The sequence below is a fragment of the Anabaena sp. CCY 9910 genome (assembly GCF_963920875.1).
In the GTDB taxonomy this organism is placed as follows: domain Bacteria; phylum Cyanobacteriota; class Cyanobacteriia; order Cyanobacteriales; family Nostocaceae; genus Trichormus; species Trichormus variabilis.
Window position 1 is genome coordinate 103,079 of the sequence record NZ_CAWUDJ010000007.1, and the last position, 18,570, is coordinate 121,648.

Below are 18,570 nucleotides of genomic sequence, written 5' to 3' on the forward strand. Positions count from 1 at the left end.
TAAAACCATGATACGGGCAGCATTGCCCACCTACGTATATTTCAGAAATCAAATACTAGTCCTATATAACTTAGAAAATACAAAAATTAAACAAAATTTAGAGATGCACTCTCTGGCAATGTTAATAAGTGAAATTTTTTCCAACCCAAAGGGGATGTCAGACTAAATTTATCGACCCAGCGCAAAAGATAACAATAATCCTTTTACTTTCTGCACTTTTGTGTAGAAATCTTGATGTCAAACAATTATAGTTGCTCTATTTACAACAGGAGAGGCATAATCTTAGATTAATTCTCTGATTTGAATGCAAATTGTGAACGATGTCAAGAAGATCCTATTTTTAGCGGCAAACCCTCAAAATACAGTACGGCTACGTCTGGATAAGGAAGTAGAAGAAATTCGCACCACACTACAGCTATCCGTCAATCGCGATCGCTTTGTGATTGAGTCTAGAGGTGCTGTACGTCCTGATGATTTACAGCAGTATATGTACAATCTCAAGCCGCAGATCGTCCATTTTTCGGGGCATGGAGGCGGCGAGTATGGATTAGCTTTTGAGGACGAAAACGGGGCGGAACAGCCAGTCAGTACTGATGCTTTGGCGAAGTTCTTTCAACTGTTTGCGGGTGAAGTTAACTGTGTGGTACTAAATGCTTGCTACGCATCAGTACAGGCTGAGGCGATCGCCCAGTATATTCCCTATGTGGTAGGAATGAATCAGGCGATTGGGGATGAAGCCGCACGGCAGTTTGCTCAGGGTTTTTACAGGGCGATTTGGGACAATCGCTCCATTGAGGATGCTTTTGCGTCGGGAGTGAATGCGATCGCCTTAGATGGGATTCCGGAGGATCTGACCCCTGTATTGTTGAGGCGAGCGGATCGGGTAACCACACAAACAATCGCCAGCAGCAGCGTCAGTTTAGAATCTCCTGATGGGCAAGTGAGAATTGATTCCCGGTTTTATGTTCATTCTTCCTATGAGGAACGCTGTTATGCAGAGGTCAAGAAGCCAGGCTCATTGATTCGGATTAAATCACCCCACAATATGGGCAAATCTTCGCTGATGGTGCGAGTCCTTGGCTATGCTGCTCAGTTGGGGTATCGCACAGTGACATTGAATCTGGAGCAGGTAAACCAGAAATTCTTTAATGATCTAGATAAATATATGCAGTGGTTTTGCGCTTCTGTGGGCAAACCGCTAGGGGTGAGAATCAAGATTGAGGAATATTGGGATGATATTTTTGGCGCGAATGATAATAGTACTGATTACTTCGAGAAATATTTGTTAGATGATACAGAACCACCCTTGGTAGTAGCAATCGACAATTTCGATCGCGTGTTTAAATATCCTGATATTGAGACAGATTTTTGTGGTTTGTTACGCGGTTGGCACGAGCGATCGCGCAGTAATCAACTATGGGGTAAACTTCGCTTCGTGATTGTCTACTCCCAAGAACCATACTTGCAAAAAGATATTAACCAATCACCGTTCAATGTGGGTTTGCCAATTGAGTTAGGAGAATTTACCACAGCCCAGGTGCAGGAGTTAATCAGGTTGCACGGACTCGATTGGTCTGGGCAATTTGTCAAGCAGTTTATGGATCTGATTGGTGGGCATCCTTATTTAGTGCGATCGGCACTGTATCACATAGCAGCAGGCGATTTAACTTTAGAGGAGTTTCTGAGGACTGCACCAACGGAAGCCGGCATTTACAGCGACTATCTGCTGGGACATCTCAAGTCGCTAGAAGACTATCCCACATTAGGAGCAGCGATGAAAACCGTTGTCACATCTGAGTTTCCCGTGCGTCTGCGTTCTGAGGAAGCCTTTAAGTTGGATAGCATGGGTTTGGTCGTGCGGGTTGAGAATAACGTCCAGCCCCGATGCCAATTGTATCGTCAATATTTTCGCGATCGCTTAGGAGTTTAGCGGATGACTACCTCACCCGAACCTCAACCCGCAAATCATAGCACTCAATTTAGCTACCAAGTGGGCGGCAGTTTGCCCATCGATAACCCTGCCTATGTAGAGCGACAGGCAGATCGGGAACTGTATGAACGTTTAAAGGCGGGTGAGTATTGTTTCGTGTTTAACTCGCGGCAAATGGGTAAATCGAGTTTGCGAGTACGGGCAATGCAGAAATTACAGCAGGATGGGGTTGTCTGTGCTGTCATCGATCCGCAAACGCGGGGTACGACTTTGCGCGAGGATCAATGGTATGCAGGGACTATCAAGCGGCTAATTGGTGACCTCCAACTACAAGATAAAATAGATTTCCCTGGGTGGTGGAAACAACTGGATGGGCAATCGATTTCTGTAGTTGAGCGTTTTTATGAGTTTATCGACCAGATTTTGCTACCCCAAACTACCCAAAATATCACTATTTTTGTGGAAGAGGTTGATAACCTCCTCAGTCTCAAATTTGATACCGATGGATTTTTCATTCTGATTCGTTCCTTATATGAAAGGCGGGCAGAAAAGCCGGATTATACCCGCCTGACCTTTGCATTCTTGGGAGTAGCAACACCTTCTGACCTCATTCGCAGTAGGCGGAGTTCTTCCTTTAATATCGGTCATGCAGTAGAGATGAGCGGGTTTCAACTAGCTGAGACAGAACCGCTACAGCAAGGTTTAATTGGTAAGGTCAGTGATCCCCAGGCAGTAATGCAGTCTGTATTGACATGGACAGGAGGACAACCATTTTTGACCCAGAAGGTGTTGAATTTGGTTGTCCAGCAGGTCAATTCATCCTTGTCACCCCAGGAATTGGTAGAGCAAGTTGTCTGTGCCAAAGTGATCGACAACTGGGAAACCCAAGATGTACCACCACACCTAAAGACCATTCGTGACAGAATTTTGCAAAGTGATGAACAAGGGCGAGGGCGTTTGTTGGGGCTATATCAGCAGGTTTTAGATCAAGAAGGCATTGCTGCCGATGAAAGTTATGAGCAAATGCAACTGCGTTTAACCGGCTTGGTAGTCAAACGGGACGGCAAACTCAATGTTTACAATCCCATTTATGCGGCGGTATTTAACCAGCAATGGGTAGATCGGGCATTGGCGGATTTGCGTCCGTCTTTTTATGCGGAAGCCATGAAAGCCTGGCAAGAATCCGATGAGCAAAAACAGTCATTTCTACTGCGGGGACAGGCGCTAGAAGATGCCGAAGCCTGGGCAAAGGGTAAACGCCTCAGTGATGAAGATGACAGATTTTTACGGGAAAGCCGCGAGGTAGAAAAGCAAGACATTGACCGCAAACTAGAAGCGGAACGTCTAGCGCGGGAGACAGCAGAACAGGCAAATCAAATCCTTACGGAGGCGGAGCAGACAGCGAAGCGGAAAGTGAGAGTTGGTTCGATAATTTTGGCAGGGACACTAGTAGTTGCAGGGGTGGCGAGTGTCTGGGCAGGAATATCTGTTAATGATGCAAATGTTAAGGTTGCCAATACACAAAAAGAAGCAGAAGAATTAACGGACAAGGCCAATCAGAGGGTGAAAGAGGCAAATATTCAGGTTGCCAATACAAAGGAAGAAGCAAAAAATCGAACGAAAAAAGCAGATGATGATGTTCGACTAGCTCTTGAGAATTTAGGGAAAATAACTAAACAAGCAAAGATTGATAAAGAAACAGCAGCAAAAAGTCTGATTGAGGCACAAGTAAAGCAGAAGGAAGCAAATCGGAAAGTTGAGCAAGCTAAAAAAGATTTGGCAGCAGCGAAGGCAGAGCTTAAAAATGTAGACCGACAGTCGCAAGAAAAGGTGGCAGCAGCACAGGCAAAAGTAGCTGATGCTGAAGCTAAGGTGGCACAAGCAATTCAACTGCGCGAAAAAGCTGAAAAAGAAGCTAGGGAAGCTCAAGACAATACGAGACTTGCACTGCAAGGTAATGCACTAGAGCAGTCAGGAATTGTTGCAATGCAACAGTTTGATTCTGAAGAGTTGAACTCTTTAATAAAGTCCATAAGAAGTGCGAGAAATCTAGAAAATTTAGTTAAAAATGGTACCTCTTTAGAAAATTACCCAGCGTTTAGCCCCCTATTTGCATTACAAAAAATACTCGACAAAATTTTTGAGGTAAACCAACTTACAGGACATCAGGGTTGGGTTAGGGGAATCCGCTTTAGTCCAAATGGAAGGCTTATAGTCACTTCTGGTTCGGATGGTACAGTCCGGATTTGGGATTATTTAGGAAAACAGCAAATCGAATTTAAGGCTCACTGGGGCAGTATTTTAAGTGTAAACTTTAGTCCAGATAGTAAACTCATTGCCACAGCATCAGATGATGGAATGGTTCGGATTTGGAATCTATTAGGAGAGATGTTATCTGAATATAAACATCAAAATGTTATTCGTGATATTGCTTTTAGTCCAGATAGTAAATTCATTGTGACTGGAGGTGAAGATGGTGATATTAATTTGTGGAGTTTGCAAGAAAAGCAAAAGATAAAGAATTGGATGGCAGAACAGGGTGCAATTTATAGTCTAAGTATTAGTTCAGATGGTCAATATATCGCTACGGCAGGAAAGGATAGGATAGCTAAACTTTGGAATTTAGCAGGACAAAAGCTATCTGAATTTAAAAGTCCCAATGGTAGCTTTCGTAGTATAAGCTTTAGTCCCGATGGAAGATTATTAGCTACCGCAGGTGATGATAGTAAGGCAAGACTTTGGAAACTATCAGGTGAACAACTTGCAGAATTTAAAGGTCACGTAGGATGGGTTAGAGATGTAAGTTTTAGCCCCGATGGAAAGTTATTAGCCACAGCAGGTGATGATGGCAAGGTGAGACTTTGGCATCTATCAGGCAAGCAGTTAATAGAATTTAAGGGACATCAAGGAGGGGTATTAAGTGTAAGATTCAGCCCAAATAACAAACTTCTGGCTACAACGGGTACAGATAGTAATGCTAAAGTTTGGAGTTTAGCAGGAAAGCAACTTAATCCAGATGTGCTTTATTCTACTAGACCATTTTTGAAAAATATAGAAGGGGAAAGTAGTAATGAATGTTTTTCTTTATATGCACCTGGATTATATCCAGAGCGAGTTTCTTCTTCGCTTTTTGAAGATAATCAAGTTGGGAGAATATCATTTGAGAATCGAACAAGCAGAATTATTAAGGTTAAGCTCTACCATCCAGATGTACCTGGAATAGCATTTGGGGAGTACCCTGTAGAACCAAAATCTATCTGGACTTTCCCTCCAGAAGGGGAAGATTATGGTTTTGGTAGTGACTGGGGAATTCAGGCAGATAACTCTAAAATCTGCGTTCTTGGGCGAGTTTCTAACTGGAATCTTTCTAGTAATAGTAAGATTCCCCATATCTTTAAAACTTCATCAGACAGATTCCCATTAGGAGATTCTTTTGAAAATCAGAATATAGTAAACAGCGTATCTTTTAATCCAAGTGGACAAATCCTAGCCACTGCTGAACTCAATGGTATGGTAAGGTTTTGGGATCTCTCCAAAAAAGAATTAAGTCGATGGAAAGCGAATAATTATGGTGGGATTGTCAACATAAATTTTAGTTCAGATGGAAAGTATGTTGCTACAGCAATCCCAGGTAAAGTTATAATTTGGGATTTATCAGGTAAGCCAATTGTTCAGTATAACAATACATATCACGTCAGTTTTAGTTATGATAATCGCTATTTAGCGACAGTATTACAAGCCAGTAATACCGAACTTAGTAAAGTGCAGATTTGGAATTGGCAGAATCAATCTCAAAAACAGCCAATAAAAGAATGGCCATTATCTCCGTCAAAAGACAGAGATGTTGGAGTTTATAGCATGAACTTTAGCCAAGATGGGCAGAAAATACTTATTGCCGGTACTTTGCAAGTTAATCGATATAGTATTGTGGACAGCCCAGTTCAACTTAGAGATATTTCCGGTAAGATGCTGGCTGAATTTAAGGGACATCGGGGGGGAGTATTCAGCGCTAACTTTAGTCCTGATCAAAAACAGGTTTTGACAGGAGGAATGGACGGTACAGTTAGGCTTTGGGATTTATCCGGTGTTCAACAGAGTCAGTGGAAAGCTCACAAGGGATGGGTGAGAAGTGTCATATTTATTGATAATCAACGTATTGCTACAGTGGGAGATGATGGATTGGTCAAACTGTGGAGTCGTTCAGGACAACAATTAGCTGAGTTTGCTGGTCATCAGGGAAAAATCAGTAGCATAGCCTTCAGAGCAGTTGATCAAACTATTGTTACATCAGGTTATGACGGTACAGTAAGAACCTGGCATATTGATAACTTGAGCGAACTACTCAAAAAGGGTTGCGACTGGCTGCATGACTATCTGTCCACAAATCCCAATGTAACTGAAAGCGATCGCCAAATGTGCGGTATCGTGAAACACTAAGCTCTCTCTTATGTTGGCATTGTCTGAACTCATACGTCGAGTGCTGAGTGAGTTGTCTATTAAGACACCCACTCAGCACTCAATACTATTCCCCTGGCTTTAACCAATATTGACTTTCACCACTTTATTTCTTTCCGACTCAGCTTTTGGTACAGTGAGGCGGAGGATACCGTTCTTGTACTCAGCTTGTACTTTGTCATTTTGAATTAGAGACGGTAGGGGAATAACTCGTTGGAATTTACCATACCTAAACTCAGAACGAGTAATGCCATTTTCTTCCATCTTAGTCTCAGACTTCCGCTCGCCAGTAATCGAAATCGATTCGGGAGTCGCTTCTACATGAATATCATTTGCTTCTAAGCCTGGGACTTCTAGTTTCAAATGAATAGCATCATCCTTTTCTTCAAGTTCAGCAGCAGGTACAAAGGCAAAACCAACTTTTTCACTACCGTTGGTTGGCATTAACCTATCAAACAAGCGGTTTATTTGCCGTTGTAATGTATCAATTTCTCGAAATGGTTCTAAGCGCTCAATTTCCCGGAAAGGTTCCCATCTTGTGATTGCCATAATATCACCTCTAAAATGCAACATTTGCTTATCAGAAGGCTATTATTAAGCTTTTTACTAATTAAATAAGAGGTATATTGTTGAATTAATTTGCATTGTGGAAAAGCTTAATCTCTAGCTCCTTCACTAAAAGAGTATATCAGGAGCAGACCCCTGTAGGTTCGGTTCCATAACCAAGAGCGATCGCAATAACCGTACCCACTGAAAGTTTGCTATATATCTACCTTTTAACTGATGTTTTTTTTCGATTGCAGTACATAAAAAGAATCATAAATAACCCTGTACCAAACAAATACTTTAAGGGATCAGGAATTCTGGGGTTAGGAGAGAAAAATCCCTCAATAATCCCGGCTATAACTAACATTGGCACAATCCCAAATAATAACTGCACTGCTTGAGAACCATAAAATTTCAAGGCATCACTTCGATGATATTCACCAGGGAATAAAATAGCTCTTGCTATTAACAACCCAGCCCCACCAGCGAGGAAAATGGCGGGTAACTCTAAAGCGCCATGAGGAAAAACAAATGCCCAAAAGGGATAAGCTAAATTGTTCTGCCCTACCAATGTGCCGATAGCACCGATGAGTAAACCATTAAATACCATCACATAAGTTGTGAATGCTCCGGCTGTCATCCCACCTGCAACTGCACCAAAGGACACCTTGAGATTGTTAATCATAATCCCACTAGATGCCAAAGGCTCAATCCCCACAATTGACCCCATCCACAATTTATGTTCATCTCGAACTTGAGAAATTAGGCGTTCTGGGACGATTAAAGACATGAATGTCGGGTCTTGCCAAGCATACCACCAAGCAACTAGTAGACCTAGAACAAATAAAGCGGTAGCTGTGGCAGTGTATGTGAATGTTTGCTGAATCACTGCGGGTAGTTCCCATCGGTAAAATTCCACCACCGCTTGCCATTCCTGCCTTCTCGAACCTTGGTAAATCTGCGTATAGCCACGAGTTGTCAAGGATTGTAAATTATGTATCAAAATGTTACCGACTTGCTGCGTCTGCGCGCGCGCTAAATCTGCCGCAACTGAACGATATAAACTAGCTAACTCCCGAATTTCTGTAGCTGGGAGAGACTTTAACCCTTTTGTTTCCACCTGTCTTAATAAAGCATCTAAACGCTGCCAGTTTGACTCTCGCCGAGCAATCCAACGTTGAATATTCATAAATTTTGGGAATATTAGCAATTAACGTACTTTAAGATAGCCTCAAATTCACACCCGTAATTTCAAGGAAATTTCGCATCTATGGCAGGAAACTTTGGTTCTCCCAGTCCCACGCAAGCACTGAGTGTAGGAAATGTTGTCAGTGCAGGGCTACGGTTGTATCGTTCTCATCTTAAGGACTACTTTTTATTGGCATTAAAGGCTTATGCCTGGGTGCTAGTTCCAGTTTATGGGTGGGCAAAGTTTTATGCCCTCACAGCCCTAATTTCGCGCCTAGCCTTTGGTGAATTGGTGAATCAACCCGAAAGTATTCCATCGGGTGAACGTTTTGTTAACTCTCGACTGTGGCAATTTTTGTTGACAATACTCTTATTGTTTCTTGTCGGTATTGGCATTGGTTTAGGTGTAGTAATTTTATCTATTTTATTAGGAGTGGTATCGGCGGCATTTGTTGGGGGGGCGGGACAACAAGGCAACCCTGCGACTTATCTTGTATTTATTCTCGCGGCTTTTGTCATCGGTATTGTGGCGCTATTAGGGATTTTGTGGCTGGTGACACGTTTTTATTTAGTAGATTTGCCTTTAGCTGTAGAGGAAGGTATCGAGGCTACTTCTGCAATTAGTCGCAGTTGGGAATTAACTCAAGGTCACGTTTGGCGGATACTGTTGATTTCCTTTGTTGGTTTCTTAATCACAATCCCTATTCAAATTGTGGTTCAGATTGTTATAAGTATTCTGCAAGCGGTATTTTTACCTTTAATCAGTGATGGTAATACTGCATTTGCTCTGCTTTATTTTGTCCTGGTTTTAGTTCTTAGTTTCAGTAGTGGTGCTTTATTGATACCCTTTTGGCAAAGCATCAAGGCTGTAATTTATTATGACCTGCGGAGTCGTCGTGAAGGGTTAGGCTTGCAGTTACGCGATCGCGAAATTTAACCACGATTTTATAGCACCAGCAGCCAGAACCCTCATACTCGAAAGTTTTATTAATTTTGAATTTCTATGCACCTGTTTAACCGTGTCAAATACCGCACACCAGAAAGTGTAGAGATAGAATTTACCGTCGCTGGTATTGGTAATCGTGCTTGGGCTTTAATCATTGATTATTTGATTTTAGCTGCGACTTGGGTGGTATTCTTCCTTGTCTGGGCTTTTATTTCCGCTCAGTTAGTAGATTGGTGGACAGAAACTTTCGGTTCGGCGACGGCTGTTTGGCTAGTAGCGATCGCATTTATTGTTAGCTTTGTCATGTACACGGGCTATTTTGTCTTTTTTGAGACTTTATGGCAAGGCCAAACCCCCGGTAAACGCTCAGTTAAGATTCGCGTAGTTCGAGATGATGGCAGATCAGTTGGTTTACAACAAGCTACTCTGCGAGCTTTATTACGACCTTTCGATGAATTTCTGTTTATTGGGGCTTTTTTAATTATTTTTAATAGTAAAGAAAAGCGTCTTGGTGATTTAGCCGCAGGCACAATTGTTATTCAAACGGAAACACCAACTACTCCAGCTACTTTCACTATTTCTGAACAAGCCAAGTCACTCTATGCAGAATTATTACAGATTACTGACTTATCAAGGTTATTACCCGATGACTTTGCTGTAATTCATGAATATCTACAGCGACGTAGTGCAATGAGTAACAAAGCCAGAAGTGTCTTATCTATCAAACTAGCCGAACAAGTTCAAGCAATTCTGCACTTAGAAACATTACCCGCAACTGTGACCTCTGATGTATTTTTAGAAGCTGTTTACCTTGCTTATCGTGGGGCGGCAAGTGGGGAGTAGGAAGTGATCATGAATATTAAATTAATATATTCTTCCCCCTGCCCCCCTGCCTCTTATCTCCTCACCCTGCTTTCAAGTTGAAAGTGATGAGATGTTCCAGCAGTGCCATCACATCGTTACGGCTGAGTTTTTCTTTACCGTTGGCGATCGCATCAATGGTTCCATGTGCCAATGTCAAGGGGATTTGACAAAAGTTGAGCGCTGGCCCATCTGGTAAAGCTTGGGTGTAAGCATCTGCTAGGGCGAGATTTCGCAAGGCATACTCCTGCATATTGTTTGCGTCCCAACCGTCAGGAAAAAAGCTGACTCCACGTCCTAAATCTTCCACATGGTTACGCAGGATATTAACTGCTTGCAAACCTCTACCAAACCCAATCGCTAAAGTCCGGTTTGTTTGTGTCCCATCATACCAAGTCCATAAATCTGAGAGTAGCAAACCAACTGCACCAGCCACCCCAAAGGTATAGCGATCTAAGTCAGACTCTGTATAAATTTTCCAGTTGTTTTCTGCCCAATAAGCCATACGGTCTGACATAGCCGCCGTTGCATCCCAAATTCGCGGCGCAATTGTTTCTGGTGCAAGCAGAGACCACTCTCGAATCCTCATAGTGACTTCTTCCAGGGTATTCTCGTAACCGCTAAATCCGGCAGCGAAGGCATCAACAGGAAAACCATCAACCCCAGCTTGTAGAGTCAAGCTAATCCCACGCAACAGCTTTGCTTTTGTGGGGTTATCAAGGGTGGGATGGTCTTCGATTTCATCGATAGCACGCATACACAAGTATGCGGATGCGACTGCCTCTTGTAATCCTGACGGCAAAATACTAATTGGAATATAAAAAGTACGACTAGTGTCTTTGAGGATTTGCAAGGCATCGCTACGTAAATCCATGTTTTCACTCCTCTGTTGATTTTTACACCACATCCCACTACCAGTTTTTTGATAATACTGGATATTGTTTTGACTAAACTGGAAAAACTAGAGATTAGCTAGTATTGCTCCTAAATATTAATGTTTTTTTGTATCAAAATTAACAAAATTTTCAATTTATTAAAATCACATCTATTTTGATGTGACTTGTGCTGTGCGTATTTGCGTTGTTGTTTGATATTACATTATAAATTTTTGGTGTAAATATAAACAGTGATAGCAATGTGACATTCTGTAATATACCAAATTTATCTTATTATTCAAAGTTAATTCCCATGTATCGAATCTTAAAAGTCTCTTTGGCAGAGATTAATTCTTCGAGAACGACTATGTTCAACCTTAAGAGATCGACAAATGAAAAAATACTCAATATGTATGGTGTGTCAGTCAGAAAAAACTGTGGAAACACCGAGAAATCATTATTTATGTAACCCTCTCAGGGGTTGTCTTTAAAATATTACTGTCTCTAGCGAAAACTTTCTTTGCTATTAATTATTGCTTAAAAATGGTAAAATCAGGATTATTTTAATTATGTTAAATGAAGATTAGAAATTATTGAGAAAATAAACAAAGAATACATTTATTAGATAAAATCCTGACTATATTGTCTTATTTATTCAAGTTATATGAATCTGATTTAATTATTGTACAAACTGAAATATCTGTAGTGTGTGCATAGGCGGTAATATATAATTCAGAAATCAAATAGTAGTTCTATATAAGCTTTGTTGTATAGAACATGGTAAGATTTGAATCCTGATTGCTTAATTCTTATTCAACGTCGATTCAGGGTTTTGCATTTGTTTACCTAAGTTGACAATTGGGAAGATATTAAACATGAGTTTCTGTTCATCTATTTATATTTATATTCGTAGAAGCATTTTACCAGAGCTAATTAAAAGCACAAAAATAAAATGGTAAAGATTTTAAGTGTTAACGGCATTTAAAAACATTTTAATTACTGACACAGCAAAAAATATATACATAGGTAGATGTAAACCAATACCTTTAGCAGTAGTTTAAATCAAGTAACCGCGCATATCGATAGTAAATCATCCTAAACATTACAATCGTATAGGAATCTGATTTGATTATTGTTAGCGTAGCCTGCGCTGGCGCAGAAAAATCTGAGTATCTAGGCCACTTGCTCCAAGCAAGGAACCCCCCTTGCCTACAAGAGGCTACTGCCAACGTGGAGAGCGTTTGTCTTTGCTACGCAACACTACCGCGAACGACACGCTACGCATAGCGTCCCCCAGGGAACGTAGAGAAGATCAGACTGCCTCACCAACGCAGTGGCTCCCATACGTATAATTGCAAGATAAGATAGTAGTCTTATATACAAATAAAGTTACAGAAGTCTCAATGTTAGAATTCAACCACTTGCGACTGCACAATATGCACGGTTCACTAGTGGCAAAAATTGCGAGTGCGATCGCCACGTTGGTTAGTAGTTCCATATTAATTGGCTGGCTGCTCGATGTAGAACTTCTCAAAATATTTTTTTGGGGTAGTTCAGGGATCATGACACCGAATACAGCATTATGCTTCGCACTCTGCGGTATTTCTGTATGGCTTTTAGTAACGAAACCGTTGGGGGTATCACATTCCAGACAGAGCCACAAGCTTTACAAAAAACTGTCTAGAGCTTTTAGTTTCTCTAATACCATTATTGCTGCGCTGGCAATTTGCGAATATTTGTGTGGCTGGGAATCGGGAATTGACAAACTGTTTTTGGGTGGTGTGTTTACTACCATCAACACACCACATATGGGGTTGAATACAGCAATTAATTTTCTCCTCATAGGTATAGCTTTAGAACTGCTGAGTTATCCCCGAAATAATCGCAGCTATTGGTATGCTCAGATTCTCACTCTCTTTACCACCGTGATTTCCTTAGAGGTGTTTGTCTGCTATGCCTACAAAGTGAATTTTTTTTACACAATTAACCCGAACTTTACCTCGATGTCTTTGCAGACAGCATTATTATTTATAGTGCTGTGTATTGGCATTTTGTCTGGACAATCAGAAAAAGGGCTAATGAAGATAGTGTTTAGCGATAGCTATGGGGGTTTAATTGCACGTCGCTTATTACTAGCAGCGATTACCGTACCTTTGTTCTTGGGGTGGTTAATCCTCGAAGGACAAAGAGCCGGCAGATACGGCCCAGACTTTGCCGTTTCAGTCTTTGCGGTTATCTTAATTGTCATTTTTGTGATCATCATTTGGCAAAATGCAGTAGTCATCGAACTTTTGAGCCAACAACGCGATCGCGCTCAAGAAAGTTTGAAAGCTTATGAGGAAAAACTGAAAAGCCTTGTCAATGCCAATATTATTGGCATTGCTTTCGCAGATATTTACGGTGGTATTCAACAAGCCAACGAAGCATTTTTGATGATGGTTGGTTATTCTCAGGAAGACTTACTTACAGGCAGACTCAATTGGAAAAATCTCACACCACCAGAATATTTCTACTTAGATGAGCAAGGTATTGCGGAAGCTCAAGCCAACCCCAAAGGAGCTTGTACAACTTATGAAAAAGAGTACATTCGCCAAGATGGTAGCCGCATTCCCGTATTAATTGGTTATGTATTGCTAGGAGAAAAGCGCGAAGAATCCGTTGCCTTTATTTTAGACTTAAGCGAACGCCAACAAGCACAACAGAAAATACTCCAACTTAATAAAGATTTACAGCGTCGCGTCGTCGAATTACAAACTTTATTAGACATGATACCTATTGGCATTGGCATAGCAGAAGATGCAGAATGTCAAAATATTAAAATTAATCCAGCTTTTGCCAAGCAATTGCAACTTTCCACAGATGTAAATGCCTCCCTCAGCGCTCCCCCAAATCAAAGACCAACCACATTTAAAATATTTCACGAAGGTAGAGAGCTTTTACCAGCAGAACTTCCCATGCAGTACTCTGCGGTTCACGGTGTAGAAGTATTAGATTATGAAGTTGATGTAGTTCATGACAATGGCGAAATCATCAAATTGCTAGAGTACGTCGCCCCACTGTTTGATGAAGATGGCAAAATTAGAGGCTGTATTGGTGCATTTGTAGATATTACACAACGCAAGCAAGCAGAAGAATTGCTGCGAAATGAGCAAAAATGGCTAGAAGATGTGTTGAATCTGATGCCAAGACCATTGCTGTTTATTGAACCAGAAACAGCACGCGTCACCTTTGCCAATCGGGCAGCTGATGAATTAGCTGGTGGTCAATTTCCCAGAGGAGTACCAGCCGAAGAGTATCACACTGTATATCATTTCACAGATATCAATGGTAATCCCATACCCAATGAGCAGATGCCTGGAGTACGGGTTGCTAGAGGAGAACGTCTAGAAGGATTAGAGTTAGACTGGCATACCAACAATGAAGTACTATCTTTACTCATATTTGCTGATACCTTGCCAGCCATGCACGGTTATCCAGCTACCTGTGTAGTAGTATTACAAGATGTAACTCAGATCAAGCAGGCAGAAAAAGCTCTATCCTTGGGTTATCAACGGCTAAAACTACTATTTAGTACAGCTAATGACCTGTTATCAAGTCAGGAACCAGTAGCACTGATTGATAGTTGCTTCCAGAAACTGGCACAGCAAATTGGACTGGATGTTTATTTCAACTACCTAGTAGAAGACAATTCTCAGTCCATACGTTTAGCTTCTTATCACGGCATTTGTCCCCAACTGGCTCAAGAAATCAAGTTTTTAGAGTTTGGGGAAGCCATCTGTGGTACAACTGCTCAGGAACGTCGTTCCATCGCTTTAGAGAACGTCCAGCAGTCAACTGACCATAAAACCCAGCTAATCCGCTCTATGGGGATTCATGCTTATTACAGTTATCCATTGATTGCTCAAGGCAGACTTTTGGGGACACTCTCCTTTGGCAGTCGTAGCCGTGCCAGCTTCACCGATAATCAAAAAGGGATGATGCAGGCGGTTTGCGACCAAATTGCGATCGCTATGGAACGAATGGAACTGATTAATTCCTTGCAACGGCAGACAGAACAATTAACAGAAGCCAATCGCATGAAAGATGAGTTTTTGGCTATCTTATCCCATGAATTGCGATCGCCTCTTAACGCCATTCTTGGCTGGGCGCAATTATTACAAGCCCGTAGGCTAAGTGAAGCGCAAACCGCCAAAGGCTTAGAAACCATCGAGCGCAACGCCAAAGCTCAAACCCAACTAATTGAAGACTTACTAGATATTTCGCGGATGATTAGAGGTAAGTTACGTCTCAACGTCGGCACTTGTAACCTGATTCCCATCATTGAAACAACCATCGATAATATTAACCTCGCCGCCCAAGCTAAAGAAATCGATTTAACATTTTTCTTAGAAAATCCAGCTACCGAAAACTTACCATTCCAGGTTTCCGGTGATCCAGAACGCTTACAGCAGGTGATCTGGAATTTACTCACAAATGCCATTAAATTCACACCCTCCGGCGGCAAAGTAGAAGTGAGACTCACCAAAAATCCTGGTTGTGAACAAAATGAACTCATCACTAATAGCTACGCACAAATCCAAGTCATCGATACAGGTATAGGTATTAATTCCAGCTTTCTACCTTACGTATTTGACCGCTTTCGCCAAGCTGACAGTTCCATCACCAGATCCCACGGAGGTTTGGGATTAGGTTTAGCGATTGTTCGCCATCTAGTAGAGTTACATGGCGGTACAGTTCATGTATATAGTCCTGGTGAAGAACAAGGTTCTACATTTACAGTCAAATTACCCCTCCTCTCGGAAAATAAAGCAACTGCTATCGAGCCAATTAGCCCAAGAGGAGAACATCTCACCCCCTTACCTTTATGTCCTTCGCTATTAGGGGTGCGGGTGTTAGTAGTAGATGACGAGTCAGATTCTCGTGATTTCGTCAGCACAGTATTAGAGCAATGTCAAGCTCAAGTCAGATCAGTGGCGACAGCAAAAGAGGCATTACAGATAATTTCCCAATGGAAACCAGATGTTTTGGTCAGTGATATCGGAATGCCAGAAGAAGACGGCTACTCTCTAATTCGCAAACTACGCTCCTTACCGCCAGAACAAGGGGGAAATATTCCCGCCACCGCCTTAACAGCCTACGCCAGAGCCGAGGACAGAACACGAGCCATTCAAGAAGGATTCCAACTACATTTACCAAAACCCATTGAACCCACAGAATTGGCTACAGTCGTCGCCAGTTTAATTAAGCGTGGTCAGAGACGCGATTAATCGCGTCTGTACAATCATCAATCCCCAATCCCTCACTTATCCCCACACAGCAACCCAAACCGAATTAACCCCCGCTCATAACCGCGACGCATTAAGCCTAGTGATAAGGCTCCTTGGATGGTAGTCCAACCGGCGCGGAGTAAGCCGAATATTGCTTGGGGGGTAAAGGCGGAATCGATGACGATGTTCCAAAATTGGGCGACGGATTGCGACCAGTCGGCGGTGCGGAGATTGTTTAATGGTAGTTGACGTGCGATCGCCTCATACTCTGGCAACGAAATTACATAAGGCAAACAATACACCCGATAAATATCTTCTAGGTGCTTTTGTTCATCAGCCGTCAGTGGTGTTTCATCCGTAGGACGATGACACCATGTCACCATGATTAACTTACCACCCGGTTTGAGGACTCGGTAACACTCCTGCAAAAACTTGGTTTTATCTGGCATATGTTCGCCACTTTCCAGCGACCACACCAAGTCAAAAGAATTATCATCAAAAGGCATTGCTTGAGCATTTGCCACTAAAAACTGACTTCTACCACTCAAACCAGCTTCCTTGGCTCTTTCTGTGGCTCTAGCGGCTTGCACTGGACTCAGGGTAATTCCTGTAGCTTTAGCATTCAACTTTCCTGCCAAATATAGAGAACTACCACCAATACCACAACCCACATCTAGTATATTTTCTGCTGTTTGTACCCCTGCCCAAGTGAGTAATTCTTCAATTAAATCAATTTGCGCTTGACGACGGTTTTTTTGTTCAGTACCATCTGCACCATAATAGCCGTGGTGCATATGTTCGCCCCAAATCTCTTCCCACAGCCCAGAGGAAGCGTCGTAAAATTGCTGGATTTGTTGGTATAGTGTTGCACTCATAAAAAAGCAGTGTTAATACAAAACAGAAATTAAAAAAAACATATTCGTAGGCTACCATGTGTGTTTTTAATTAAATAAGAAAGTTTTTGTTTCGTTTCCAGGATCAACCTTATGGCTCTTATTAGGAATAACTTATAAGTCCATCCTTTTAAACCAACCTCCATGAGCTAAAGGATTTGATGATTTTGACCGTTAAATATTGAATTTTTAATTGCTTATGACCGTTTCGCGCACAGTTTGCTTGGGATTTCTAGCTGTCATCGCAGTGGGAACTATCTTGTTGATGATGCCTTTCTCCACTAGCAATGGTAATTGGAATGATCTGATTGTGGCTTTGTTTACATCAACATCAGCAGTTTGCGTCACTGGTTTATCAGTGGTTGACCCTGGTACTTATTTTTCCTTTTGGGGACAGTTGTTCATTGCTTTGTTGGCGCAAATTGGTGGGTTAGGTTATATGACAACTACCACCTTTTTGATTCTGCTGATTGGGCGCAAATTTGACCTACGGCAAAAAATTGCTATTCAACAAGCTTTAGACCGCCCCGGAATGAGTGGTAGCACTCAAGTTATTCGCTCAATTATTGCCACAACGCTAATTTTTGAAATTACAGGTGTCTTTTTATTATTACCAGCTTTTGTCCCTGATTATGGCTGGAATCAAGGACTATGGTTAGCTATATTTCATAGTGTTAATGCCTGGAATAATGCTGGCTTTAGTCTGTTTAAAGATAATCTAATTGGTTATCAATCCTCATTTTTAGTAGTTTTCACAGTTACAGGATTAATTATCTTTGGTGGAATTGGTTATCAGGTAATTTTAGAAACTTACATTTGGTTACGCGATCGCATCCTCAAGAAAAAGGAAACTTTGGTATTTTCATTAGACTTTAAAGTCGCCACTAGCACAACACTAATACTTTTATTTCTAGGCACAATCGCCTTTTTCTGCATAGAAGTAAGAAACCCAGCAACCTTTGGTTCACTTAATTTACGCGATCAATTTTTAGTAGCTTGGTTTCAGTCAGTTACTCCTAGAACTGCTGGCTTTAACACCATTGACATTGGCAAAATGACAACTGCGGGTCTATTTATCACCATTGCCCTGATGTTTATCGGTGCAAGTCCAGGCGGTACCGGAGGAGGAATGAAAACCACCACACTGAGAGTTTTAACTAGCTGTACTAAAACGATTCTTCAAGGTAAAGAAGAAGTTTTATTATATGAACGTAAAATAGCAGTTGCTCTCATCTTAAAAGCAGTTGGTGTTTTAGTTGGTTCTATAGCAACCGTCATTTTAGCCACAATCGTCATATCTCTTACAGACCCACAACTAGATTTTATTCAAATTCTATTTGAAGTAGTATCAGCCTTCGCCACTGTAGGTCTTTCAACTGGTATCACAGCTAGCGTCTCCCCAGCAGCAAAACTCGTTTTAATTATCACCATGTATGTAGGTAGAGTAGGAGTTTTACTACTAATGTCTGCTATATTAGGAGATCCGCGACCGACAAGGATTCACTACCCTGAAGAAAACTTACTTGTAGGGTAACTGAAAAAGACAAGAAGCAGGGGAAGTCAGTAAAAATTATTGGCAACTGACAACTGACAACTGACAACTAACAAC

General features: G+C 41.6%; 10 protein-coding genes. 6 read left to right on the forward strand and 4 right to left on the reverse strand.

The genetic code is table 11. The features are described 5' to 3' along the window. The first annotated feature begins 304 nt into the window (after nucleotides 1-304). Nucleotides 305-1,930: an AAA-like domain-containing protein gene (locus ACM5QX_RS08250; protein WP_414753120.1), complete on the forward strand. Its 1,626-nt coding sequence runs from the start codon at nucleotides 305-307 to the stop codon at nucleotides 1,928-1,930. A 3-nt stretch (nucleotides 1,931-1,933) separates the two neighbouring features. Further along, a complete protein-coding gene (locus tag ACM5QX_RS08255; protein WP_414753121.1) occupies nucleotides 1,934-6,367 on the forward strand; it encodes an AAA-like domain-containing protein in 4,434 nt (1,477 codons plus the stop codon). A 99-nt stretch (nucleotides 6,368-6,466) separates the two neighbouring features. On the opposite strand, the gene ACM5QX_RS08260 is transcribed toward ACM5QX_RS08255, so the two are convergent. Next, entirely contained in the window at nucleotides 6,467-6,934 is a 468-nt protein-coding gene (locus tag ACM5QX_RS08260; RefSeq protein WP_190569270.1) for an Hsp20/alpha crystallin family protein, read from the reverse strand. 220 nt (nucleotides 6,935-7,154) lie between these two features. Continuing rightward, nucleotides 7,155-8,120 carry a stage II sporulation protein M gene (locus tag ACM5QX_RS08265; RefSeq protein WP_414753122.1) on the reverse strand — a complete coding sequence of 322 codons (966 nt, stop codon included), beginning with the start codon at nucleotides 8,118-8,120 and terminating at the stop codon, nucleotides 7,155-7,157. A gap of 81 nt (nucleotides 8,121-8,201) precedes the next feature. On the opposite strand from ACM5QX_RS08265, the gene ACM5QX_RS08270 reads away from it, so the two are divergent. Together ACM5QX_RS08270 and ACM5QX_RS08275 are read left to right on the forward strand one after the other, a co-directional pair. Next, nucleotides 8,202-9,056, forward strand: a complete 855-nt coding sequence (locus ACM5QX_RS08270; protein ID WP_414753123.1) for a glycerophosphoryl diester phosphodiesterase membrane domain-containing protein — start codon at nucleotides 8,202-8,204, stop codon at nucleotides 9,054-9,056. 66 nt (nucleotides 9,057-9,122) lie between these two features. Beyond that, the gene (locus ACM5QX_RS08275; RefSeq protein ID WP_414753124.1) at nucleotides 9,123-9,908 is read left to right on the forward strand and encodes an RDD family protein; all 786 of its coding nucleotides are present in this window, start codon (nucleotides 9,123-9,125) and stop codon (nucleotides 9,906-9,908) included. Between the two features lie 61 nt (nucleotides 9,909-9,969). On the opposite strand, the gene ACM5QX_RS08280 is transcribed toward ACM5QX_RS08275, so the two are convergent. After that, nucleotides 9,970-10,800, reverse strand: a complete 831-nt coding sequence (locus ACM5QX_RS08280) for a squalene/phytoene synthase family protein (protein WP_414753126.1) — start codon at nucleotides 10,798-10,800, stop codon at nucleotides 9,970-9,972. A gap of 1,404 nt (nucleotides 10,801-12,204) precedes the next feature. Between ACM5QX_RS08280 and ACM5QX_RS08285 the strand changes: the two genes are divergently transcribed. Further along, nucleotides 12,205-16,068: an ATP-binding protein gene (locus ACM5QX_RS08285; protein ID WP_414753127.1), complete on the forward strand. Its 3,864-nt coding sequence runs from the start codon at nucleotides 12,205-12,207 to the stop codon at nucleotides 16,066-16,068. Between the two features lie 32 nt (nucleotides 16,069-16,100). Here ACM5QX_RS08285 and ACM5QX_RS08290 read toward each other — a convergent pair whose 3' ends face one another. Next, nucleotides 16,101-16,943 (reverse strand): methyltransferase domain-containing protein, encoded by an 843-nt coding sequence (locus ACM5QX_RS08290; RefSeq protein ID WP_414753128.1) that lies wholly within the window; start codon nucleotides 16,941-16,943, stop codon nucleotides 16,101-16,103. A gap of 217 nt (nucleotides 16,944-17,160) precedes the next feature. Between ACM5QX_RS08290 and ACM5QX_RS08295 the strand changes: the two genes are divergently transcribed. Beyond that, complete coding sequence (locus ACM5QX_RS08295; RefSeq protein ID WP_414753129.1) at nucleotides 17,161-18,495, forward strand: TrkH family potassium uptake protein; 1,335 nt, start codon at nucleotides 17,161-17,163, stop codon at nucleotides 18,493-18,495. Nucleotides 18,496-18,570 lie beyond the last annotated feature (75 nt).